20 protein-coding genes are annotated in these 23,096 nt (G+C 60.9%); 8 read left to right on the top strand and 12 right to left on the bottom strand.

Annotated features, from left to right (window positions below; genetic code table 11):
* Window positions 1-165 precede the first annotated feature (165 nt).
* Together ACYVOC_RS15770 and ACYVOC_RS15765 are read left to right on the top strand one after the other, a co-directional pair.
* Window positions 166-912: a TerC family protein gene (locus ACYVOC_RS15770; protein WP_116006183.1), complete on the top strand. Its 747-nt coding sequence runs from the start codon at window positions 166-168 to the stop codon at window positions 910-912.
* A 77-nt stretch (window positions 913-989) separates the two neighbouring features.
* A complete protein-coding gene (locus ACYVOC_RS15765; RefSeq protein WP_116006184.1) occupies window positions 990-1,343 on the top strand; it encodes a phage holin family protein in 354 nt (117 codons plus the stop codon).
* Here ACYVOC_RS15765 and ACYVOC_RS15760 read toward each other — a convergent pair.
* Window positions 1,311-2,837 carry a M48 family metalloprotease gene (locus ACYVOC_RS15760; RefSeq protein ID WP_461162416.1) on the bottom strand — a complete coding sequence of 509 codons (1,527 nt, stop codon included), beginning with the start codon at window positions 2,835-2,837 and terminating at the stop codon, window positions 1,311-1,313. The genes ACYVOC_RS15765 and ACYVOC_RS15760 overlap by 33 nt on opposite strands.
* Window positions 2,838-2,947: 110 nt before the next feature.
* On the opposite strand from ACYVOC_RS15760, the gene moaC reads away from it, so the two are divergent.
* Window positions 2,948-3,436, top strand: a complete 489-nt coding sequence (moaC, locus tag ACYVOC_RS15755) for a cyclic pyranopterin monophosphate synthase MoaC (RefSeq protein WP_461162415.1) — start codon at window positions 2,948-2,950, stop codon at window positions 3,434-3,436.
* Window positions 3,437-3,498: 62 nt separating this feature from the next.
* Here moaC and ACYVOC_RS15750 read toward each other — a convergent pair whose 3' ends face one another.
* Window positions 3,499-5,166, bottom strand: coding sequence for a Wzy polymerase domain-containing protein (locus tag ACYVOC_RS15750; protein ID WP_461162414.1), 1,668 nt, complete (start codon window positions 5,164-5,166; stop codon window positions 3,499-3,501).
* Between the two features lie 104 nt (window positions 5,167-5,270).
* Here ACYVOC_RS15750 and ACYVOC_RS15745 point away from each other — a divergent pair, with 104 nt between their 5' ends.
* From ACYVOC_RS15745 to ACYVOC_RS15735, 3 genes are all read left to right on the top strand, one after another.
* On the top strand, window positions 5,271-5,516 hold the full coding sequence (locus ACYVOC_RS15745; RefSeq protein WP_116005265.1) for a hypothetical protein: 246 nt from the start codon (window positions 5,271-5,273) through the stop codon (window positions 5,514-5,516).
* Window positions 5,517-5,519: 3 nt separating this feature from the next.
* The gene (locus ACYVOC_RS15740; RefSeq protein WP_461162413.1) at window positions 5,520-5,948 is read left to right on the top strand and encodes a TA system VapC family ribonuclease toxin; all 429 of its coding nucleotides are present in this window, start codon (window positions 5,520-5,522) and stop codon (window positions 5,946-5,948) included.
* Between the two features lie 337 nt (window positions 5,949-6,285).
* Window positions 6,286-6,528: a hypothetical protein gene (locus ACYVOC_RS15735; protein ID WP_461162412.1), complete on the top strand. Its 243-nt coding sequence runs from the start codon at window positions 6,286-6,288 to the stop codon at window positions 6,526-6,528.
* Between the two features lie 279 nt (window positions 6,529-6,807).
* On the opposite strand, the gene ACYVOC_RS15730 is transcribed toward ACYVOC_RS15735, so the two are convergent.
* On the bottom strand, window positions 6,808-7,338 hold the full coding sequence (locus ACYVOC_RS15730) for a pilin (RefSeq protein WP_461162411.1): 531 nt from the start codon (window positions 7,336-7,338) through the stop codon (window positions 6,808-6,810).
* 210 nt (window positions 7,339-7,548) lie between these two features.
* Between ACYVOC_RS15730 and ACYVOC_RS15725 the strand changes: the two genes are divergently transcribed.
* On the top strand, window positions 7,549-10,572 hold the full coding sequence (locus ACYVOC_RS15725; protein ID WP_461162441.1) for a fused MFS/spermidine synthase: 3,024 nt from the start codon (window positions 7,549-7,551) through the stop codon (window positions 10,570-10,572).
* Here the strand turns inward: ACYVOC_RS15725 and ACYVOC_RS15720 are convergent.
* From ACYVOC_RS15720 to sucC, 9 genes are all read right to left on the bottom strand, one after another.
* On the bottom strand, window positions 10,545-11,345 hold the full coding sequence (locus ACYVOC_RS15720; RefSeq protein ID WP_461162410.1) for a TfpX/TfpZ family type IV pilin accessory protein: 801 nt from the start codon (window positions 11,343-11,345) through the stop codon (window positions 10,545-10,547). The genes ACYVOC_RS15725 and ACYVOC_RS15720 overlap by 28 nt on opposite strands.
* A 116-nt stretch (window positions 11,346-11,461) precedes the next feature.
* Window positions 11,462-11,989 carry a pilin gene (locus ACYVOC_RS15715; protein ID WP_461162409.1) on the bottom strand — a complete coding sequence of 176 codons (528 nt, stop codon included), beginning with the start codon at window positions 11,987-11,989 and terminating at the stop codon, window positions 11,462-11,464.
* A 219-nt stretch (window positions 11,990-12,208) separates the two neighbouring features.
* Window positions 12,209-13,000 (bottom strand): MBL fold metallo-hydrolase, encoded by a 792-nt coding sequence (locus ACYVOC_RS15710; RefSeq protein WP_461162408.1) that lies wholly within the window; start codon window positions 12,998-13,000, stop codon window positions 12,209-12,211.
* 117 nt (window positions 13,001-13,117) lie between these two features.
* A complete protein-coding gene (locus ACYVOC_RS15705) occupies window positions 13,118-15,394 on the bottom strand; it encodes a CHASE2 domain-containing protein (protein WP_461162407.1) in 2,277 nt (758 codons plus the stop codon).
* A gap of 30 nt (window positions 15,395-15,424) precedes the next feature.
* Window positions 15,425-16,075 (bottom strand): FHA domain-containing protein, encoded by a 651-nt coding sequence (locus ACYVOC_RS15700; protein WP_116005271.1) that lies wholly within the window; start codon window positions 16,073-16,075, stop codon window positions 15,425-15,427.
* A gap of 46 nt (window positions 16,076-16,121) precedes the next feature.
* The gene (locus tag ACYVOC_RS15695; RefSeq protein WP_461162440.1) at window positions 16,122-16,910 is read right to left on the bottom strand and encodes a Stp1/IreP family PP2C-type Ser/Thr phosphatase; all 789 of its coding nucleotides are present in this window, start codon (window positions 16,908-16,910) and stop codon (window positions 16,122-16,124) included.
* An 11-nt stretch (window positions 16,911-16,921) separates the two neighbouring features.
* The gene (locus tag ACYVOC_RS15690; protein WP_461162406.1) at window positions 16,922-19,531 is read right to left on the bottom strand and encodes a CHASE2 domain-containing serine/threonine-protein kinase; all 2,610 of its coding nucleotides are present in this window, start codon (window positions 19,529-19,531) and stop codon (window positions 16,922-16,924) included.
* A gap of 254 nt (window positions 19,532-19,785) precedes the next feature.
* Window positions 19,786-20,682, bottom strand: coding sequence for a succinate--CoA ligase subunit alpha (gene sucD, locus ACYVOC_RS15685; RefSeq protein WP_116005272.1), 897 nt, complete (start codon window positions 20,680-20,682; stop codon window positions 19,786-19,788).
* Between the two features lie 29 nt (window positions 20,683-20,711).
* Window positions 20,712-21,872 (bottom strand): ADP-forming succinate--CoA ligase subunit beta, encoded by a 1,161-nt coding sequence (gene sucC / locus ACYVOC_RS15680; protein WP_461162405.1) that lies wholly within the window; start codon window positions 21,870-21,872, stop codon window positions 20,712-20,714.
* Between the two features lie 254 nt (window positions 21,873-22,126).
* Between sucC and argC the strand changes: the two genes are divergently transcribed.
* Window positions 22,127-23,059 carry an N-acetyl-gamma-glutamyl-phosphate reductase gene (gene argC, locus ACYVOC_RS15675; RefSeq protein WP_461162404.1) on the top strand — a complete coding sequence of 311 codons (933 nt, stop codon included), beginning with the start codon at window positions 22,127-22,129 and terminating at the stop codon, window positions 23,057-23,059.
* Window positions 23,060-23,096 lie beyond the last annotated feature (37 nt).

The raw sequence follows: 23,096 nt of genomic DNA, 5'->3' as shown, positions 1-23,096 counted from the left end.
CCCGCACAGCATGGCAGAGCGGGAATCGGCAGGTCGTCAACACGGTGCAACGCACCCGGCCTGTCGGGGTCGTGCCCAAAGAAGCACGGCCGGGCAAGACCTTCACCCGCCGCCGCATTGCGCTGCGCGCTGGGTTCTGCCTACCTCTGCCTCTCGAAAGAATCCATGGAACAGTTCATGACCCCCGAATTCTGGGTCGCCGTCGGTCAGATCATCATGATCGACATCCTGCTCGGTGGCGACAATGCCGTCGTCATCGCGCTGGCCTGTCGCAAGCTGCCGGCGCACCAGCGCACCAAGGGCATCCTGTGGGGCACCGCAGGCGCCATCATCCTGCGCGTGGTGCTGATCTACTTTGCCCTCACGCTGCTGGCCATTCCCTTCCTCAAACTCGTCGGCGCCGCGCTGCTGGTGTGGATTGGCGTGAAACTGCTGGCGCCGGACCCCGACGACGACCACAGCAACATCAACGCCAGCGACAAGCTGCTGGCCGCCATCAAGACCATCATCATTGCCGACCTGGTGATGAGCATCGACAACGTGATTGCGATTGCAGGTGCCGCCCAGGGCGCAGCCGACCACCACGAAATGCCTCTGGTCATTTTTGGCCTGGTGATCAGCATTCCGATCATCGTCTGGGGCAGCCAGCTGGTCATCAAGCTGATGGACCGCTTCCCCGCCATCATCACCGTCGGTGGCATGCTGCTGGGCTGGATTGCCGGCACCATGCTCGTCTCCGACCCGGCCGTGGCCAACGCCGACACCCTGCCCTGGATGCTCAAGATCGACCAGGCCAACGACTGGATCAAGTACAGCGCCGGCATTGCAGGTGCACTGCTGGTGCTGGCCCTTGGCAAATGGATTGCCGCGCGCCATGCGGCAGAGGCCAAACCCGAGCCTGCGGCCCACTGACCGCCGGTTCCATCCATGCACGGGGGCTTCGGCCCCCGTTTTTGCGTGCGCCCGGGGGCTTGCGCTATGCTGGCAGCATGAAACTCCTTGCCAAATGGCTGCTCAGCGCCAGCGCGCTGCTGTTGGTGGCTTATCTCTACAGCGGTGTGCAGGTGCAGAGCTTTACCTCGGCCCTGATTGCCGCTTTCGTCATCGGCCTGTTCAACGCGGTACTGCGGCCGGTACTGGTGCTGCTGACACTGCCGGTCACCATCGTCACCGTCGGGCTGTTCCTGTTCGTCATCAACGCGCTGATGTTCTGGGCCGCCGCCGGAGTGCTCGATGGTTTCCACGTCAGCGGCTTTGGTGCGGCGCTGCTGGGCTCGCTGCTGTACTCGGTGCTGGGCATCGTGATCGAATCAGCGCTCGGCGGTCTGTTCGCGAAGAAGTGACTCGACGGCACGCAGCCGCGTGTCGATGATCGACACCTCGACATGGTCGGCTGCGGTGCGGCTTTGGCGCGCCAGGTCCTGCCCAGCCCGCAGGCGATCGACTGCCGCCGCATAGTCGTAGCGGGCGGCATGGGCTTCGGCCTCGGCGCGCACCGCGCGCAGTACCTGCCCCTGCGCCTGCAACACACCGGCCAGCAACTGCCATGCGCCCGCATCCCGCGGGTGCAGTGCCACCCAAGTCTGTAGCTGCCCCGCCAGTTCGGACGCGCCCTGCGCTGCCATCGGGCTGCGCAGCAGGGCCTGCGTGCGCAGCATCAACTCGGGTCGGCCAGGCCCCATCGGCACCAGGGCCAGTGCGCGGACCGCATCGCCTGCGGCCAGTTCCACCTCGGCAGCCAGCAGGCGCGCCTGGCGCGTGGCCGGGGCATTGCCCTGCACGGACTGCTGCAAGCGCGGCATCAGAGCCCGCGCGGCTGCAGGCTCACGCAACTGGCTGGCAGCGAGCACGGCGGCATACAGCACGGCGGCTTGGCGCGCCGCAGGCAACGCAGAGAAACCCACACCCTGCGGTTCGGCCTGCCACTGGCGCAGCACGTCCACACCGGGATTCGAGAGCACGCGGGCACGGGCTGCCAGCATGCCATGCTCCAGTGTGGGGGCGGGCGACGCGGCACCGCCCGCGGGCAGGCGCGACTGCATGTCGGCCACGCGCTGCGTGGTCAGCGGGTGGCTGCGCAGGTAGGGCCAGGAGCCGTTGTCATTGATGCGGTTGGCCTGCTGGAGCTTCTCGAACATGCCGACAAAGCCCTGCGGCGCAAAGCCTGCGGGGGCCATCAGGCCAAAGCCTACGCGGTCGGCCTCGCGCTCCATGTCCCGCGAAAAATTGAGCTGGTTCTGCACCACCAGCGCCTGCCCACCTATCGACAGCGCCTGCGCCGCGTTGGGGCTTTTGCTGGCGGCCAGGGCCCCTAGAATCATGGCGCCGATCATCAGCGGCGTCTGGCGGTTTTGCTGCGCGATCAGGCGCGCAATGTGGCGCTGGGTGACGTGGCTCAGTTCATGCGCCAGCACAGAAGCCAGTTCATCGCGGCTGCCCACCACACCCAAAAGCCCCAGGTACACGCCCAGATAGCCCCCGGGCAGCGCAAAAGCATTGACCGTGCGGTCGCGCCCCAAAAGCACCTCCCAGGCAAAACGCTCGTCCAGTTCAGGCGACAGCTCACCCCGCTCACGCGCCGCCGCCAGCAGCGCCTGCCAGAGCGTCTGCACATATTCCATGAGCACCGGGTCGTCGATGTAGTCCGGGTCGCGGTACAGCTGGCGGATGATGCCATCGCCCAACCGCCGCTCGGCACTGGTCGTGATGTCACCACCGTCACCCAACGTGGGCAGGCTGGACTGGGCCGTAGCCGGTGCCACGGCCAGCGACCCGGTTGCTACCAATAATGAAGCTATCAGCGCACGACCAGTAAGCGTTAGAGGCCTATTTTTCATATATCTTCGCCAAGGAATAGGGCGCTTTATTCAAAGCCTGCCGGAGTCTGCCATGAACGTATGATGCCCTGACACGCCAAAGTTTCCGCACCCTTCTTGCTGTAAGCACCATGACCGTACTCACCCACTTCGACGCCCAGGGCCAGGCCCACATGGTGGACGTCGCCGCCAAGGCCGCCACACACCGCATCGCCGTGGCGGGCGGGCGCATTGAAATGCTACCCGCCACCCTGGCCTTGATCGAGGCCGGCACCGCCAAAAAGGGCGACGTGCTGGGCATCGCCCGCATTGCGGGCATCCAGGCGGCCAAGAAAACCAGCGACCTCATTCCGCTGTGCCACCCGCTGGCACTCACCCGCGTCGCCCTGGACTTTGATACCGCCAGCGCCCACCAGATGGGTGCCACAGGCATCTACTGCACCGCCACCGTAGAAACCGTGGGGCCAACGGGCGTGGAGATGGAGGCCCTCACCGCCGTGCAGATGGCCCTGCTCACCATCTACGACATGTGCAAGGCCGTGGACCGGGGCATGTCCATCCACGGTGTGCAGGTGCTGGAAAAGCACGGGGGCAAATCGGGGAGCTTTGTGGCGCCGTGACGCCCGGTAGAGCCCGGCGCGGCCCGTTCGACAAGCCTGCCACAACTCCACCACCGCAAACTTCATGGAGGACTGCTGCCCCCTAAATGGGAAGGGCCCAAAGCCCGGTTCAGTTTTGTCCAGCGAGCGTAGTCCTTGGGGTAGGCTGCGCGGAAACGCTGCAGGTGGTAGGCCACCTCGTTATCGCGCCCCAGCAGGGCAGCGCTTTCGATCAGCGGCTCGATCACGCGCGGCTCGGGTGAATAGTGCAGCAGCGAAGTGGCCAAAGCGTGCACCCTTTCCGCTGTTTCGCGGTTCACCGGCATGGTCGTCAGCCGCGCAAAATCTACCGCATCCGAAAACAGCCAAGTGCCCGACACCTTGTCCAGCGTGCCCTGGCGCAAGGAGGGAATGCGCTGTTCCACGGGCTTGAACACTTGGCTCACCCGGTAGTAACTCCATCCCATCCACGCCATACTAGCTACGAAAAAAATAGCTTCAAGCACTTGCAAATACGGCCTTAGAGGCCATTTTCGCCATAAATTGAGCAGGCGCTGCAGTGGCCCGCCATGCACCGGGCGACGCCACAACACCAGCACGGCCAACACCGTCACCAGCTGGAACGGCCCGTACCACAGCGGAAACTCCAGCATGCTGTGCAGCCCCACCAGCGCCAGAATGCCCCAGGCCAGTTGCCGCGCCGGGTCCGTCTCACGCCAGGGGCGCGCGCGCCATATCCAGGCCAGCACGGCAGAGCACGCCAGCACCGCCGCAGGCACGCCCAGCTCCACCGCCAGATGCAGTGGCAGGTTGTGCGCGTTGTCGAGCAACACACAAAAGCGCTCACCCGGGAACAAGGTACTGTAGTGCGCAAAGTCCAGCTCACCCCAGCCCCAGCCCAGCCAGGGCTTCTGGGCGATCAAATAGAGCACGTTGGACCACAAAACCCGGCGGCTGGTGCAGCCCGGCGCATCGCCAAAGCGTGCGAACAAGCCTTCGGCCCGGAATCCGGTCCATTGCAGCAGCAGTTCGGGCAGCAACCAGGCCGCCACGCCATAAATAACCAAACCCACCAGCGCCAGCCCCACCGCCAGGCGCCCCAGTGACACCCGCCACAGCACCAAAAGCGCCCCCACCACGCACCACTGCGCCAGCCCCGTGCGCGACGCCGTGGCCGCACTGCCCACTGCCAGCAGGGCCAGCGCCCAGGCCGTCAGAATCCCGACCAGCCACAGAGGCCAGGGCCGACCGCCCCCATGCAAGTCTGCCCCGGCCTGCGCCGAGCTCCCTCCCGCCGATGACGCACGCAAATGCGCCTCGGTCTGCGCCACCACCCACAGCAAAGCCCACAGCCCCATGCTGAGCAGCGTGGCCTGCTGGTTGCGCTGCCGCAAATTGCCCATGGCCTGGCCGGGCTTGGAGGTATGCACCCAGGGATCAAGCCCAGGGGCCGCGCCAAAATATTGCAGCAGGCCGATGGCACTGGCCAGCACGGCGGCCAGCAACAGGCCCGCGCCAAGCCAGGTGGCCATCTCGGAGCGATCCATCCAGCCGCCCCGCACAGTGTTAACGCGGCCTGCTGAGCGTGCATTCCACACCACCGCCACCACCCAACCGCACAGCCCGGCAGCCATCAAGGGCCAGAAGTTGGTAGAGGGTGGCTGGGTATAGGAAAACAGAAACGGGAAGGCAACCGCCAGCGCCATCAGCGGGGCAGTGAGGCAAGCAAGGTACACGAGAGGACGGCGCAAGGTGGGCGGATGATACCCACGATACCCTTGTTTTCAATGATGCGATTGCATCATGATGATTTGGAATCATGACATCACTCCCACGAGAATGCAGGAGGCATGTCATGCGCACCACCATTGATCTTGAATACGATATCCTGATTGCCGCCAAGGAAATCGCCCGCGCCGAAAACACGAGTCTGGGCAAAGTAATCTCGCGCTTGTTGCGCCAGGCGCTGACCGGAGGTGCAGCACCCCAAACCATCAACAACCTGCCCGCCACGGCCACAGGGTTCGTGCCCTTCGGGTCGCGCGGGGTCGTTGTCAGCAACGAACTGATCAATCGCTTGCGCGATGCCGACGGCATTTAGACCATGCGTGCCCTGCTCGACGTCAATGTCCTGATCGCCCTGCTGGATGCGGCGCACATGCACCACGCCCGCGCCACGCAGTGGCTGCAGCAGGAGATTGCTCACGGCTGGGCCTCCTGCCCACTCACGCAGAACGGCTGCTTGCGCATCATGGCCCAGCCCGCCTACCCCCAGGCCCTGCCGTTGGCGGCAATCGTCAGCCGCCTGGCACAGGCTACCGCACACCCTGCGCACGCCTTTCTTGCCGACGACTACAGCCTGCTCGACGCCAATCAACTGCACTGGCCCCACCTGCTGGGTCATCGGCAAATTACCGTCAGCTATCTGCTGGGCCTGGCCGTGCGCCACCAGTGCCGCTTCGTCAGCTTTGATGCCCGGTTGAACCTGCGCGCCGTGCCCGGCGCGCACGCGGAGCATTTGGTCACCCTCTGACTCCGAGCAATTCCACCGAACACAAGGTTGTCGGTGTATAAATTTCTGGTCGAAAACCCTTGAAATTGAAATTTTCTTCTGCCAAGTAGAAAAAAATGACCGGAACACTCGTTGGATACGAATTTCTGAGGGAGCGCCTTGCCACCGGCGCCTTCCCTCTTGCTCGGCCTGCGGCCATCTTCCCCGCGACCAAAGTGACCGCAATGGCGGACTATTTGCAAGTGCCTGGCCATGTAGCGCCGGTAACCAACAATCCACTGGAGCATCTGCTGTTCGCTCTTAAGCACGAGGGCCTGGAGACGCAGGCAGCGGTGCTCGCGCGGCAGAAGATCCGCTATTGGGACGCAACGCCCTGCGCGGTGAGAGCGAATTTCTGGCCCGGTTCGACCGCGTCTACAGGGCGGTGAACGACGCGATCGACATGAATGGAAACGACCTTGCGCTGTTGGTGCGCTTCGCTGTTCAGAATGGCGGACAGCTCTCGCACAACCGCGTCAAACAATTCATCGCGAAAGGCCATCCTCAGCAACTACTGAACTTGGCCCAGCAGACCATCTCAGCAGCCTACGAACGCGAATAGTCAGCTTACGGTACCAGGCGCGATGGGGACTTTTGTGTCATGGGAAGTTTTTGGCTGCACCGGGTCAAATGTGCCACCAACAGCCCTGACCCCCATTTTAGCGTCAGCTATCTGCTGGGCCTGGCCGTGCGCCACCAATGCCGCTTTGTCAGCTTTGATGCCCGGCGCGAGAGCGGCGCATTTGGCACTCTGCCGCCGCAATGGGCGAACTGGGAAGCCGAAGACGCGGTCAGAGTTCGGGATTCAACCAATTGGAGTCTGACCCTTATTTTTCATCTCTCAGCGGCATTCCAGTGGAGCGTACTTAGCAGGCAGGGTGCCAAGTGTTCGATTGACAAGACCCCGAGCGATGGCAGTGTTCGCCGACTCGCTCGCGCAAGCCCAATCAACAGCGCCCTTAGCGTCAGCGGTCGGAAGAGCTCCTTGCACATTTGGTGAAAAAATAATCGTTTTGCCGTTTATACCGACGGGAATGCCATTGCCCGGGTTCGCTGCAATAATGACAGCGATAGACCAAGGGGCAACCCCGCCAGGAATTTGGATATCGCTGACGTACTTGCTGGTTTTTTCAGCGAGTGGGCTCCCGTTATAAGTTGCTGCTGCAGCATCCAAGCCCGCTAAACCATTCGAAGCAAACCCTTCGGAGAGCAACTCCTTACCGGGCAACGCGGCAATGATGGCTTCGGACACTTTGGCTCGAATCGTGTAATCCTGATACGCAGGTAACGCTATTGCCGCAAGAATGCCAATGATTGCGACGACGATCATCAACTCAATGAGCGTGAATCCTTTTTGCGAAATCTGCGACATTTTTATTCCTATGGATGGTCGCTTAAAGACACGCAAAAAATGTTCCAACTTAAAAAACGTGCTCGCCACCCATGACGCAAGGATCAACTTTTTGAAAAATATTGCCTTTCGTCTGGGAGTCGATCTGTGGAAGCTGCAGTTCTTGCCAAAGACAATAGGCACATTTTTTGCTATCTTATTTAGTTTTCGCCAACCTCGGAGCATTGATTGATGACGCCTCCCCCACGCAGCCCACGAAACGGTCTGTTAGCCATTTTTGTCCTTTCGGGCTTCGCCGGTCTCATATATCAATCAATTTGGTCACATTACCTCGGATTGTTCCTGGGACATGCGGCCTATGCGCAGGCGTTGGTGCTTGCAATTTTCATGGGGGGTATGGCAGCGGGAGCCGCATGGATTGCACATGCCGGACAAAGGTGGCGCAACCTTATTCGGGTCTATGCCGTGATCGAAGCCATCATTGGCGTGTTTGGTCTTTTGTTTCACTCCATCTACGGGAGCGTCGCCAGCTTCAGCTACGACACACTGATCCCAGCCCTAGGCTCACCGCTAGCTATAGACATCGCACGATGGACAATTGCCGCCCTGCTGATACTGCCTCAAACTGTATTGCTCGGAATGACTTTCCCCCTAATGAGCGGAGGCTTGATTCGCCGATTTTCAGGACAGGATGGCAGCCTGCTCGGGGGGCTGTACTTTACCAACAGCATCGGAGCGGCGTTTGGGGCATTAATCGCTGTCTTCGTACTTCTGCCAAGTGTGGGATTGCCCGGTGCCATGGTGGCAGCAGGCATCCTGAACTTCGTAGTTGCCGGACTTGCTTGGTGGCTAGCGCGCGAGCCTGAGCCGACGATTTCAGTGTCAGCTCCAAAGGAAGCTCAGATGAAGCAGCGATTGCTTCACAATCCGCTGCTGCGTGCCGTGCTTTTGGGTACCGCGCTCTCCGGCGCAGCATCATTTGTGTACGAGATCGTCTGGATTCGAATGCTGAGCATGGCCGTGGGCAGCACCATGCATGCGTTCGAATTGATGCTGGCATCATTCATCGCCGGTATTGCCCTGGGTGGTTTATGGGTGCGCAAACATGCTGACCGCACCGACTCTCCGCTACGAATGGTTGGCTGGATGCAAATTGGCATGGGCGTCGCAGCGCTCGCTTCTTTGGCTGTCTATGCGAATGCGTTTTCATGGGTGGGGTGGCTGATTCAGTCACTGACTAAGACCGACGGCGCATATACGCTGTTTCATGCAGGGACGGCAACTCTCGCTGTCTTGATTATGTTACCAGCCGCTTTTTTTGCAGGCACTACATTGCCTTTGTTTACCGTGGCCCTGCTGCAAGGAGGTTTGGGCGAGCGCGCCATAGGCCGTGTCTATGCTTGGAATACCCTGGGCTCGATCATCGGTGTTTTTGCTGCCATCCACTTGCTAATTCCATTAATGGGCTTGAAACTGACATTGTGTGTTGCAGCATTGCTGGACTTGGGCATTGGCCTGGCACTGCTGCGATGGCAAGCTGACAGTAATAAGCAAATGCTGCGCTTTTCGATTGCAGCAGGCTTGGCAGCCGTGGCGCTGATCGTGGCCGTGCGCATTCCATACGACCCGCTTACACTTGCGTCGGGAGTTTTTCGTCATGGTCGCAGCCAAATAGCCGAAGGTACAAAAATGCTGTCTTACCGCGACGGCAAGACGGCCAGCGTGTCGGTTTTTCAAGCTCCTACAGGGGTTGCTACTATTGCAACCAATGGCAAACCTGATGCCGCAATGAATATGCTGGCGGATGGCAAACCTACGGATGACGAGCCCACCATGGTAATGTTGGGCGCCCTGCCACTGGCCTTGATAGACAAGCCGGATAACGTGGCAGTTATTGGTTTCGGCTCTGGACTAACAACGCATACCCTGCTTGGCGATCCGCGCATCAAGTCCGTATCCACGATCGAAATTGAACAAGCCATGGTGGATGGTGCACGGGCTTTTGGCCCCCGTGTTGCTCGCGCTTACACCGACCCCCGTTCGCATGTGGTGATTGACGATGCGAAAGCGCATTTTGCTGGCCAACATAAAAAATTTGACCTGATCATCTCCGAGCCGTCTAACCCTTGGATCAGTGGTGTAGGAGCCCTTTTCTCAAAAGAGTTCTACCAGTTCGTGCCGCGCCACTTGAATGAAAATGGCCTTTTCGTGCAGTGGGTACAACTCTATGAAATTAATGATGAACTTCTGGGCTCTATTCTTCAAGCACTAACACCCGCATTCTCTGATTATTCAGCTTGGATCAGCAATAACACTGATTTAATAATTGTTGCGAGTCCACAAGGAAAATTACCAAAACTGGACATGGAACGACTCGTAGAAGCAAAAATCCTAAAATCTGAAATGGCGCGACTGGGTATAACATCCGTCGATAACATGAACTTCAGACAGGTCGCCGATGCTCGATTACTTCGTGCAGCCGCTACTGCTTATTCAAGTTTGCCACCAAACTCAGACTATCTTCCAGTATTAGGTTTACATGCGCCCAAGACTCGATTCCTGTCGTCTGCGGCCTCAGCATTTTTCGCACTACCATTCATCAATGGAAATTTGCTGGAGGCGATGGGCACCCGCCATCCGTTTTCTTCATCCTTGAAATTGCCTACTTTCAGCAACTTCGTCGCTGATCACGCGACCGACCGTGCTCGATCGATTGCACAGGAACTGCGAGGCCCCCTCAGTTCCGGTGCTTACCCAGATGTCGTTCTTTTAAAAGCAATGAGTGGGTCTGACTGTCGTGCGTTTCAACAAGACCAGAACGCGCGTGCGCGATGGTCGAGCCAAGTACGCATGCTGTTTGATATAACGCAGCCGTTCCTGAGCCTGGATTTGATGGAAGGCGTGTGGGCCGCACCCACTTGGCAACGTTGCAAAACCATCAGGCCTGATTTTGATCGTGTGCTTGCCTTGCTGGCCAGCCACGCGCGCCGCGACTACACCACGATGGCACGTTTAGGGCGCGATTGGCTCGACATCAAACCACAGAAAGACGATGAATTTTTAAGTAACGACTTCGATATTGTGGCAGTGTCAGGCTTGTTGCTGGCACTGGTCCATGAGCAGCGATGGGACGATATCGATGCCGCACTGATCAAATATGCATCCGTCTTTCCGGCCGATGGAGAGTACCGATACCAACGCGATCTGATTGCGGCGTTGGCCCAAAATCAAAAGAATCCATCAAGCGGCAGATAACCCACAACTGAAGCAGTAGTTGGATCGATCAGTGCGATCCACTCTGCGCTTCGGCGCCCCACCAAGGGCAGCCAGAGACCGCCAGAATGCAGCCCGGCAGCGCGTGCCGCGGCGTCAATACGATCAACCTCCATGGGGTAGCGAGTACGGAGTACCTCCAACGGCCTGGCGCGTCCAAGAATGTCGGGCTTACTGAGGGCATATTCTTGCCAACGTGATGGCCTCTGTGCAGCATCTACACCCTGAAAAGCGGCCTCAACGCTGGCCATCTTTTCATCCAGCCCGCGCGCACTGCGCAAGCCCAGCATTTTTGGTGCATGAAGACTCCACGGAGTAAACCATGCGGGTACTGGCGCGCCCTTCATTTCTTCTTCCGGGACATCCAAGTAGCTGATGACGCGAAATCGATCAACTTCGTACACGACTGCCAAAGGTCGTGAAAGGGCCAGTGCATGCACACCATAAGCCAGGGCTCCCCATTGCAGGCACACAATCATGGCAAGGTCAACAGCCAAAGCCCGTCGCGTTTTTCCAGGCCGGATCAAAATCAAGGTGAGCAAAGGCCCACACACCATATCCACCCCCAGCATCACCCAGAAGAGTCGCATTCCTCCTCCCAGCAAGTGGTATGGAGACGGAAACCAAAATACAGTAACCAAAAGTGCAATCCCTGACGCAACCGCCAGAGAAAGCAGCAGGTGTGAAACTGGCAACCATTTCAACCACCGCTGCGGTGAGACAGGGAAGACCTGCGCACTATGAGCATCTGTCATGAAATAACCCAAGAACTAATATATCGGCGCCGACCCTCAGCACCATGAAAAACGCCCGCATTGCGGGCGTTTTCTAAAAATCTCCCCTCTTTACCGAAGCAAAGAGAAAAGTCGACTTAACGGCATTCAGAAGGTGCGTACTTGGCTTTCAACGTACCAACCGTCACGTTCTTCAAAACGCGCTTGTCGGCAGTGATCTTGGTTTCTGATGCACACGCCCAGTCCACAGCGCCCTTGGATGCAGCGACCGGCACAACACCACCAACGTTTGGAGAGAACGTCAGCGTCTGACCATCTAGGCCCGTAGGAATACCGTTAAGGCCATCTGCCTTAACTTGCACAGAGATGGTCCAAGGTGTACCGGCAGTCGTCGTAATGTCTTTGACATACTTGGAAGTCTTTTCTGCTGTAGGAACGGCCGCATAGGCGGTCGCTGCTGCATCAAGCCCAACAATGCCGTCGGTCTGGAATGCTTCGCTGAACAGGCTCTTCACAGAGGAACCTGCAATCACCGCTTCGGAGATTTTGGCGCGAATAGTGTAGTCCTGGTACGCAGGAAGGGCCACAGCAGCCAAAATACCAATAATCGCCACAACGATCATCAATTCGATCAGGGTAAAACCCTTTTGCAGATTACGCTTCATATATTTCTCCTCGGAGTCAAGTGCAAATGAAAACCTGCAGACGATTCTTCAGGTTCGAAACTGAATCAGCAGATTCCATGCCAATAGACGGGTCGTTACAACTAAACCTTGCCAGTACAGCAAACGGCCTTCGACAGGCCTGTTTCGTAACAACTATCTTCTGCGACTCCAGTGAATGACATTTTTGTCTCTCACATCTGTCACCAACCGCATCTTTTCTTACACATCCAGCACATCCCCCGCTTGCAGCCACCGAATGTCATGCGGCGCAGCAAACCCATGCGGGGTGCGCGCATCAAAGCGGCGAATCTCCTCCATGATGAGTTCAGTCTCTGAGGGTTTGGTATGGGTGATGTAGATGGGGAACGACCGGGCCGGGTCGAGTTGGGCCAGTTCCAGCGCCAGGGTTTGGGGGGCAAGGTGCTGGGCGCGCTCTGCCAGGGCGCTCTCGCGGTTGCTGAAGGCGGTTTCGATGACCAGCATGGCCACGGGCAGCTGGTTGATGCGCTGCCAGAAGGCGGGGTTGCGGCCCGTGTCGCCGCTAAACACCCACCAGTCGTGGGGCCCTTGCACCGCGTAGCCTACGGCGGGGACGGCATGGCAGGCGGGCAGCACCTCTAGCCGGGTGCCTGCCACTTCCAGCGTTTGCCCTGCGGCCAGTGCCTGGTATTGCAGAAAAGGAGCGGCATCACTGGGGATACGGCTGAAGTCCGGCCAGATCACATTGTTGAACACATGGGCCTGCAGTGCGGCGATGGTCTCCTGCAAGGCGTGCACCTGCACGGGGCTGCTGCGGCGGGACGATATGGCGTCCAGCATCAGCGGCAGTGCGGCGATATGGTCCAGGTGCGAGTGCGTGAGAAAAACATGGTCGATGGCCTGCATTTCGTCCAGGGTGAGGTCGCCCACGCCTGTCCCTGCATCGATGAGGATGCGTCCATCGATCAGAAACGAGGTGGTGCGGCAGTCCCGGGCAATCGCCCCGGAGCAGCCCAGCACGCGGACTTTCATGGTTGCTGCGGCCTTTATTCGGTTTCCAAATCATTCATGTCTAGGTGCGAAGCCTACGATCAGTGCTGTAGCACGGCAAGGCGAAGCAACAACGACACGGATGGTTTAGAAATGGAATTACTTGGTGTCGAAATGGGTCGATCCGTCCCACGCGGGGTTGTAGGGTAACACCCGCAGGGCCTGCAGGCGCTGGCTGTAAAACTCCAGCAAAGCTCTTTGTGCGTGGGCCGCCACCAGTCCCGGCCAAAGGCTGTCGCACCGGGGCCAGTCTTGTGCACGAAAGACGGCCAGCCACTCGTGCCAGCGGTCCAGGGCATTTTGCGGGTCGGCGTCCAGCGTGCCCGCTTCAGCCACCGGGCGGTAGATGGCCACGGCCTGCTCCTTGCCTTTGACGCGCACGCGGTCTAGCTCCTGCCATGCAAAACCTTGTGCCTGCGCACGGGTGCTTTCGCTGGCGACGATTTCCACGCCATACACTTTGCACAGGCCTTCCAGTCGAGAGCCCAGGTTGACGGCGTCCCCGATCACGGTGTAGCTGCGGCGGATGTCCGAGCCCATGTCGCCCACGCACATAGGCCCGGTGTTGAGCCCGATGCCGATGCCGATTTCGGGCAGGCCGCGCGCACGGTGCTCAACATTGAGGGCATGCACGGCCTGCGCCATGCCCAATGCTGCGCGCACGGCCAATGTGGCGTGCTCTGGCGTTGCCACGGGAGCCCCCCAGAAAGCCATCACACAATCACCCATGTATTTGTCGATGGTGCCGCGCTGCTGGCGGATGACCTGGGTCAAGCGTGAAAATATTTCATTGAGCAAGGCTTGCAGCTGCACTGGCTCCATGCGCTCGGACATGGCGGTAAAACCGCGCATGTCGCAAAACATGACCGTGAGTTCGCGGTTGGCGGCCTGCATGCTGTAGCGCGCGGGCTCCAGCACCATCTCGTTCACCAGCTCTGGCGGAACATAGGTGCCAAATAGATGCGCCAGCCCGCGCTTGGCGCGGCCTTCCACAAAATACCCGTAGCTCATGTTCAGCGCAAATGCCAGCAGCACCAGAGCCAGCACGGCCGCCAGGGGCATGGTCAGGCTGTGCACCTGGTACAGCCAAAGATTGAGCCCCGTCAGCCCCGCAAACAACCCCAGGCTCACCCCGACCGTCGCACCCGCACCCAACAGGGGCAGGGCCACGGCAAGCAGCATCCCGGCACAGGCGATCTGCAGCACATCAAACCCGATGGCGTAATCGGGCTGCACCGGGTTTCGCCCATCGAGGAAACCCGCAATCATGTTGGCGTGGGTTTCCACCCCCGGGTAGGCGCCGCCCACGGGCGTGGCGCGCAGATCCTGCAAGCCCGGGGCGGTGGTACCCACCAGAACGATCTGCCCCTGCAGGCTGGCGGCGGGGAGGCGGCCTTCCAGAATATCGGCCGCAGCGACATAGCGGAACGATCCACCACGGGGGCCACCCGGCCCCCGGTAGGGCACCAGGGCGGCAAGCTGCCGATCCGTTGGCAGCAGCAGGGATCGTCCGTCCTGGTGCAGTTCAATACCCTGCACAAAGGGCACGGCGGCATCTTCATAGCCCGGCGCATAACCTGGACGGATGGTGGGCATGCCCAGCAACACGCGGAACACCGCCAGCGCCAGGGATTCGTAATATTGCCCCTGGTATTGGGCCAGCAGGGGAAGAGCCCGGACCACGCCGTCATCGTCGGTCATGGCGTTAAAAAAACCGGCTGTTGGTGCCGCTTGCGCCAGTGGCGCGATGTTGCTGCCATATCCTGTCCACGCCGTGGACTGCAGGCGCTTGCCTTGGAGCTGCGCGGCGGTCAGCGCGGGCGCTGGCAGTGCGCCATGCGATCGGCCATCCCGGTCACTGGTGAAGTAATAGCCCAGAACAACGTTCTGACCCTGCAGGGTGGCAGCAAACCGGGCGTCAAAATCCAGCGCAGGGGCCAATTGCGCCAGTGCCACGACAAAGTCCTGCTGCTTGCGCAGCGGCCCCGCAGCCAGACGCTGCAGGCTGGCCAGGCCCGAACTACCGTCCGGCTCGGCGAACACGACATCAAAGCCAACTACGGCGGCCTGCTGACGGCCCAGAAGTTCTTGGGAAAAGCGCGCCAGCTTGTCCCGCCCCCAGGGCCATTGCCCTACCCGGGCCAGGCTGGTTTCGTCGATATCCACGATGACGATGCGATCGTCCATGGTGCGCGGCATGGTGGCGCGCAGCCGGGCATCGTAGATCAGGTGATCCAGGCGCTCGAACATTGGCACTCGCAATGCCCCGGTGGCGTGCAGCAAGGCCAGCACCAACGGCAAAGCCACCACGGCCATGCGCAGCCAGCGCCTGCGCACAACGGCGACGAGCCTGCCTACCAAACCTGGGCTGCGCATGGCGGTGCCTGGCGCTACGGCCCTGCGCCGTCAGTCTTGCATGAACTGCATTTCCGTACCGGCCAACTCCAGCCGGTCGCCAGCGTGCAAAGGCACAGGGGTATTGCCGATGCGCGCACCGTTGAGCATGGGATTGTCTGGCCCCTCCACATGGGCCAGCACGAAGCCCTGGTGGCGCCGCGTAATGGATGCCACCGCCACACCCGGCTTGCCAATGGTGGTGACGACTTTGGTCAACGCCACCTCACGCCCGGCTGCAGCGCCCGAGAGCACACGGATGACGGCCGTCACAGGCGCGGCTGCAGCCGCAGGGGCCGGTGCGGGACGGGGTGGAATCGGGGGCGGCACCATGCCTGGTTTGAAAAGCATGGTTTTTTCGAAGCCGTTGCTTTCGTCTTCATGGAGGAAGCGGATTTTGTACTTGCCCACTTCCACGGTGTCACCGTTGCGCAGGGCCTGGCGCTTGACCGCCTTGCCATTCACGTAGGTGCCATTGGTGCTGCCCAGGTCCTCCGCCTCGACCCCTTGCTCGTTCATGTGGAAGGCAACATGCTCACCGCTGACCGCGAGGTTGTCGATCACGATGTCGTTGTAGGGGCGGCGCCCGAGCATGGTGCGCTCCTTGCTGAGCTCCACCTCTTTGATAACAACACCGTCGATCGAAACGATCATTTTGGGCATGACCAACTCCTGCTTTTGTTTTGCATTTGAAATAAATGGATGGGCACTAGGCGGTACGCATGAGCCGTGACATGAAGCCCCGCTTGCTTTCGGGGGCCCCCGCCTGCACCAGCACCACGCTGATGTTGTCGCGGCCACCATTGGCATTGGCCGCGTCGATGAGGCGACGTGCCTTGTCCTCCAGCGGCAGGGCAGCGGCCGCCAGCGTGGTGAGCTCCTCGTGAGACACCATTTCGCTCAGGCCATCGGAACACATCAGATACAGGTCCTGCGGCTCCACCTTGAATTCGTTGACTTCGATGAGCACATCGTCTTCGACCCCCAGCGCCCGCGTCACCAGATTGCGGCTGGACGACAGCGCAGCCTGCTGTGCCGTGATCAGCCCAGCGTCGACTTGCTCCTGCAGCCAGGAATGGTCCCGCGTGATCTGCTCCAGCAGGCCTGCACGCAGGCGGTAGCAACGCGAATCGCCGATATGCCCCAACACCAGGCGACTGCCCTGGAAAACACCCACCACCAGTGTGGTGCCCATGCCCGCATACTGCGGATTGGCCTCGGCCGCACCCAGAATGGCCTGGTTGGCATTGCCCACGCAGATCTCTATGGCACGGCGCAGGTCAAACGCCTTGAGATGCGCGCCCGCCTCGCCCAACCAGCGCGCCAGTTCGGTACGGATGAAGGTCGTCGCCATGCCGCTGGCTACTTCGCCCGCGTTGTAGCCCCCCATGCCATCGGCCAGCAAGGCCAGTTGGGCCTGTGGATCGATCGCAACAGCGTCTTCATTGTTGGCGCGCACCCGGCCAGGGTCTGTCCGTGCGAAAAACTCGTACCCCATCTTGGCCGACGTCATTGCGCACCTGGCTCGGAAGCAGAAACAGGGGCCCGCGCAGCAGGAATATCCAATACAGTTTCTTGAAAAGCCGCCATGTTGTGCTCTTGTTGATTGCTGCGCGCATCATAGACGAGCGGCTGCTGCGCCGGTGCAGTGTTGGCGGCTTGCAAAAGCGCGTTTTCCACATTGCGCAGATCAACGGCAAATTGACGCCCCGTCTGGTAACGCTCCCGGGGGTCTTTGCGCAAGGCCAATGCCACGACGTTGGCCAGATCGGCCGGCAAATCCGAGCGCAGCGTGCGCACATCGGGCGCTGGCTGGTGGGCAATGTTGTGCATCAGCGCACTCATCGAATCGCCCCGCAGCGGCAGACTGCCTGTCAGCAACTGAAACAGGGTCACCCCCAAGGCATACAAGTCGCAGCGGCCATCAACCTTGTTTCCCGCCAATTGCTCAGGCGCCATGAAACTGGGGGTTCCGAGCACAAGGCCCGTGCGGGTTTTGCTGCTGTCGGTGATGCGGGCAATGCCGAAGTCTGAAACCTTGACCGCGTTGGCAGCCGCATCAAACATGATGTTGGCGGGCTTGATGTCACGGTGCACTACGTTTTGCTGGTGCGCATAGTCCAGCGCCTCGGCCACGCGCGCCACGATGGAAACCACTTGCGGCACAGGCAAAAGTTGCCCCGGCTTCGTGGCGCCGACCAGATCCTGGCCTTTGAGCAGTTCCATGGCGATCCAGGCCAGGCCCTGCTCGTCTCCCGCATCGTAGATGGTGACAATATTCTGGTGCTGCAGCCGCCCGGCAGACTCGGCTTCACGGAAAAAGCGTGCACGCGCATCCACCAGCGCAGTGCCGTCGAACTCCTGGTCCAGCGCAAGGGTTTTGATGGCCACCACACGGCCAATTTTGGGGTCGCGCCCTTGGTAGACCACGCCCATGGCACCGCGCCCCAGTTCTTTCTCGACCTGGTAGCGACCCAGCAATGAGAGCAGGGCGCCTGCGGGCGCTTCCATGGCATTGGCGGTTTCGGCATTGGCCGCTATCTCGGCCAAGTGGCGGGCGCGTTTGCGGCCCTTGCGGGCTTGCACATGGTTGCGGTCCTGCCGCAGGATGTGCTCGTACACCGCACGCGCCTTGACGTATTGGTGCTTTTGCTCGAAGTCCTGTGCAAGGTTCACCAGATTGGCCTGCAGCTCAGGACCCGGCGGTACGCGCCGCAGGCGTTCAAACGCCATGTCCAGTTGCCCCTGGCCCTGCAAGGCCAGGCCCATCATGCGGTTCGGCTCCTGGCCATCCTGGTGCGCATCCCCTGACGCAGCCCGCACTGGCAAACGGCTACGCGCCATGTGCGCCGCCAGCCCAACCAGCAACGCCAAGGCAGGCAACACCAGATGCAGCCATTGCCCCCGCTGCTGCAACCATACCCATTCCAGCGCCAGCAAGGCTGCCGCCAGGGCCAGCGAAACCGCAACACCCTGCAGCAAGCCCCAGCGCGGCAAACCCAGCGCCACCCAAAGCAATGCCGCAACCACACTCGTCCACAAGAGCGCGGCGCCCCAGGTGGGCTCGGTGTAAACATGCCCCTGCCGAATGCTGGACACCTGGTGCGCCAGCAACTCCACGGGCGTGAGCTGGGCTCCACCCGGGACGGTTAGCAAGGGTTGGATGCGAGGCGCTGTAGGACCGACCAGAACAATCTTGCCCTGCCACTGGGCCGGTGGCAGCGGCGCATTCAACACGGTGTGCACCGACAGCACAGGAAACGGCGGCTTGTCTTGCGTGCCAGGATAGATGTGCGGGCGCATGAGGGCTGCACCGCTGAGGGACACCCCCAAGCCACCCATGCGCAAGGCATGGCCTTCCTGCACTTCGATCTGCGCCGCCCCGAGATGCAGACTGTGCATGGCGGTCAGCAAAGCCAGCGAAGGCACTGCCGCACCATCAAGGCCCCACAACAAGGGCGCCTCGCGGACCACGTGATCCGCACTCTGGGCTGCTATGGCCATGAACCCGATACCCGCCGCTGCCTGCCCGAACAACGCTAGCGGTTGGGCGCCTGCACGGGCTGGCGGTGCCATTCGGCGCCCTGGATCAGGCAGGGCACTGCGGTGCACGTAGGGCGGCAAGGTTCCACCCGCCGCTTGCGCGTCGGGCGCCGCCACCAGGTCGGTCGGCAGCAAGACATTGCCTGCACGACCCATACTGGCCGCCAGACGTGCATCGGCGTCCAACGCGGCTTCGGCTTCCGCCACCGTGCGGCTCAACTGCTCTTTCAAAGCGGTCGCCTCTGGCGGTGCAGATTGCAGCGTGCTGCGAATTTTGTGCAAATACGGCAGTGCAAGATCGGGTTGCGCAGTATCCAACGGCATTGCCAGCACGATGGTTTTCGCACCCGCGGCTGCCAAGCGATCGATCAATTGCGCGTACACCGCACGCGACCACGGCCACGCACCAATACGCTCCAGGCTGGGCTCGTCGATGGCAACCACCACGATCTCATCAAGCGGCACCTGTGCCGCGCGGGATGTGGCGGCATCGTAGAGGCGGCGATCCAGGCTTTGCACTGCGTCGGTACCGAAATACAGGGCCACCATGGCCAGTGCCAGCACCAGGGCTAACACCCCATGCCACCCTGCTCCGTCCTGACCCTTCGTGAAACGCCCCACTTGTGCCTGTGCCTCTGTTGATAGATGAATCCATTGCAAGCAAGAATTGCGCCGGGCCCCTGGTTGGCCGCTGGAACCCATTTGCATCGCTGCGCGGGTTATTGCGCTCCCATCAAGACACAAAATGCCATTTTTGTCACTCAAGACAAAAAACGCCAGTGGCCGAAGCCACTGGCGTTTTTAACGGGTGAGGCGCATTGCGCCCAGGCTCACTTGAGTTGTGCCTTGAGCAGCTTGCCCAGTTCAGACGGGTTGCGCGTGATGATGAAGCCCGACTCTTCCATGATGGCGAGCTTGGCATCGGCGGTGTCGGCGCCGCCGGAGATCAGCGCGCCGGCATGGCCCATGCGCTTGCCGGGAGGTGCGGTCACGCCGGCGATGAAACCAACGATAGGCTTCTTCATGTTGGCCTTGCACCAGAGGGCGGCCTCGGCTTCGTCGGGGCCGCCGATTTCGCCAATCATGATGACAGCGTCGGTATCAGGATCGTCATTGAAAGCGCGCATCACGTCGATGTGCTTGAGGCCATTGATCGGGTCGCCGCCAATGCCCACGGCAGTGGACTGGCCCAGACCCACTTCGGTCAACATGGCCACGGCTTCGTACGTCAGCGTGCCCGAGCGGGACACCACGCCGATGCGGCCCTTGCGGTGGATGTGGCCGGGCATGATGCCGATCTTGATTTCGTCGGGCGTGATGATGCCGGGGCAGTTGGGGCCCAGCAGCAGCGTCTTCTTGCCACCGGCGGCTTCCTTGGCCTTCATCTTGTTGCGCACTTCGAGCATGTCGCGCACTGGAATGCCTTCGGTGATGCAAATCGCCATATCCAGATCGGCTTCGACAGCCTCCCAGATGGCGGCGGCGGCGCCTGCTGGCGGCACATAGATCACCGACACGGTGGCGCCGGTCTGCTTCGCGGCTTCCTTGACGGAGGCGTAGATCGGGATGTTGAAGATTGACTCACCGGCCTTCTTGGGGTTCACGCCCGCCACGAAGCAGTTCTTGCCGTTCGCGTATTCCTGGCACTTTTCGGTATGGAACTGGCCCGTCTTGCCCGTGATGCCCTGGGTGATGACCTTGGTGTCTTTGTTGATGTAAATCGACATGTGCGTGTCCTAGCGTTCTGGTCGGGTCATTACTTGACGGCAGCGACGATCTTCGTCGCGGCTTCGGCCATGGTGTCGGCCGCGATGATGGGCAGGCCGGACTCGGCCAGCAGCTTCTTGCCCAGCTCTTCGTTGGTGCCCTTCATGCGCACGACCAGTGGCACGGACAGGTTCACGGCCTTGCAGGCAGTGATCACGCCGGTGGCGATGGTGTCGCACTTCATGATGCCGCCGAAGATGTTGACCAGGATGCCCTTGACGTTCTTGTTGCCGAGCATGATCTTGAAGGCCTCGGTCACCTTCTCGGCCGTGGCGCCACCGCCGACATCCAGGAAGTTGGCTGGCTCGCCGCCGAAGAGCTTGATGGTGTCCATGGTCGCCATGGCGAGACCTGCGCCGTTCACCAGGCAGCCGATGTTGCCGTCCAGACTGATGTAGGCCAGGTCGAACTTGGAGGCTTCGACTTCGGCGGGGTCTTCTTCGTCCAGATCGCGGAAGGCCACGATTTCTGGGTGGCGGAACAGCGCGTTGGGGTCAAAGTTGAACTTCGCGTCCAGCGCCATCAGGTTGCCCTTGGAGTCGCAGTTCAGTGGGTTGATTTCCACCAGCGATGCGTCGGTCTCCATGTAGCACTTGTAGATCTTGGCGAAGATGTCTACCGCCTGGTCGATGGAAGCGCCGGTCAACCCGATGGCTGCCGCCACCTTCTTGCTCTGCTCGGCGGTGATGCCGGTCAGCGGGTCGATCATCTCGGTGATGATCTTCTCGGGCGTGGAGTGGGCCACTTCCTCGATGTCCATGCCGCCCTCAGACGAAGCGATCAGGGCCACCTTCTGCGTGGCACGGTCGGTGACCAGGGACACATACAGCTCGTTCTTGATGTCGGCGCCGTCTTCGATGTACAGGCGGCGGACCTTCTGGCCTTCAGGGCCGGTCTGGTGCGTCTTGAGCTGCATGCCCAAAATTTCGCCCGCGATGCGCTTGACGTCGTCAATGGTCTTGGCAACCTTGACGCCACCGCCCTTGCCACGGCCACCGGCGTGGATCTGGGCCTTGACGACCCACACGGGGCCGCCCAGTTTCTGGGCTGCTTCGACGGCTTCTTGCACCGTGAATGCGGGAATGCCGCGCGGAACGGGCACACCAAAATTGCGCAAGATTTCCTTGCCTTGGTATTCGTGAATCTTCATGAGGGCTCTCTCAGGAAAGTGATTTCACCCGACTACCATGGCATCAGATGTCTGGCGGCGGGCTTGGGACATGGCAGCCGATAAATGTATCATGCTGCGACGCACCATGCCTTTTTAAAAACTTACAAGGTATGCGCGCCTTCTCCAGGAGCCTGCCGGACTTGGGAATCGTCGGCTGCGAATCGCTTTCGACGCCCCAAGCCCGACAGACTCCTAGCGCCTTTTGCACCACGCCTTTCCTGCAGGAGCACCCCATGTCCAAAGTCTTCATCGACGGCGAAGCCGGCACCACAGGCCTGCAAATCCGTGAGCGCCTGCAAGGCATGGCGCAGGTCACGCTTTTGAGTATTGCCCCCGAACTGCGCAAGGACCCCGCCGCCAAGCGCGCCCTGGTCAGCGAGGCCGACCTGGTGGTGCTGTGCCTGCACGACGACGCCGCACGCGATACCGTGGCCCTGGTGGACGACATCGAGAAAACCACGGGCCGCACCATCAAGGTGATCGACGCCAGCACCGCGCACCGCACGGCACCCGGCTGGGTGTTTGGGTTTCCTGAACTGTGCGCGGGCCAGCTCGACGCTGTGCGCACAGCCTCCCGTGTCAGCAACCCCGGTTGCTACGCCACGGGCGCCATTGCGCTGCTGCGCCCGCTGGTCGATGCAGGCCTGGTGCCCCCCGATTTTCCGGTGGCACTGCCTTCCATCTCGGGCTACTCGGGCGGAGGCCGCCCCATGATCGAAGCCTACGAGGCCGGCAATGCGCCGCCCTACGAAGCCTACGCGCTGGGCCTGGCACACAAGCACATCCCGGAAATCCTGCACTACACGGGCATGACGCGGCGCCCGATATTCATCCCGGCCGTGGGCAATTTTGCCCAGGGCATGCTGGTGCAATTACCGCTGCACCTGGACATGCTGCCCGGCACGCCCCAGGCGGCCGACCTGCACGACGCACTGGCCGCCCACTACGCCCGTACCAATGCACCCGAGCAATGGGTGAAGGTGCTTGCGCCCACCGAAGACCTCAAACTGGCCGCCGATACGCTGGCCAACACCAACCAGCTCGAACTGCGCGTGTTCGCCAACGAGGCCTACCGCCAAGCTGTACTGGTGGCGCGGCTGGACAACCTGGGCAAGGGTGCCAGCGGCGCAGCAGTGCAAAACCTCAAATTGATGCTGGGGATCTGATTCCCAATCGAAGCCCGCGAGTGCACTTCAATATTGA

The sequence above is a fragment of the Simplicispira piscis genome (assembly GCF_054783455.1).
The sequence above is the reverse complement of the archived record's forward strand: the minus strand, read 5'-3'. Positions and strand labels throughout refer to the sequence as shown.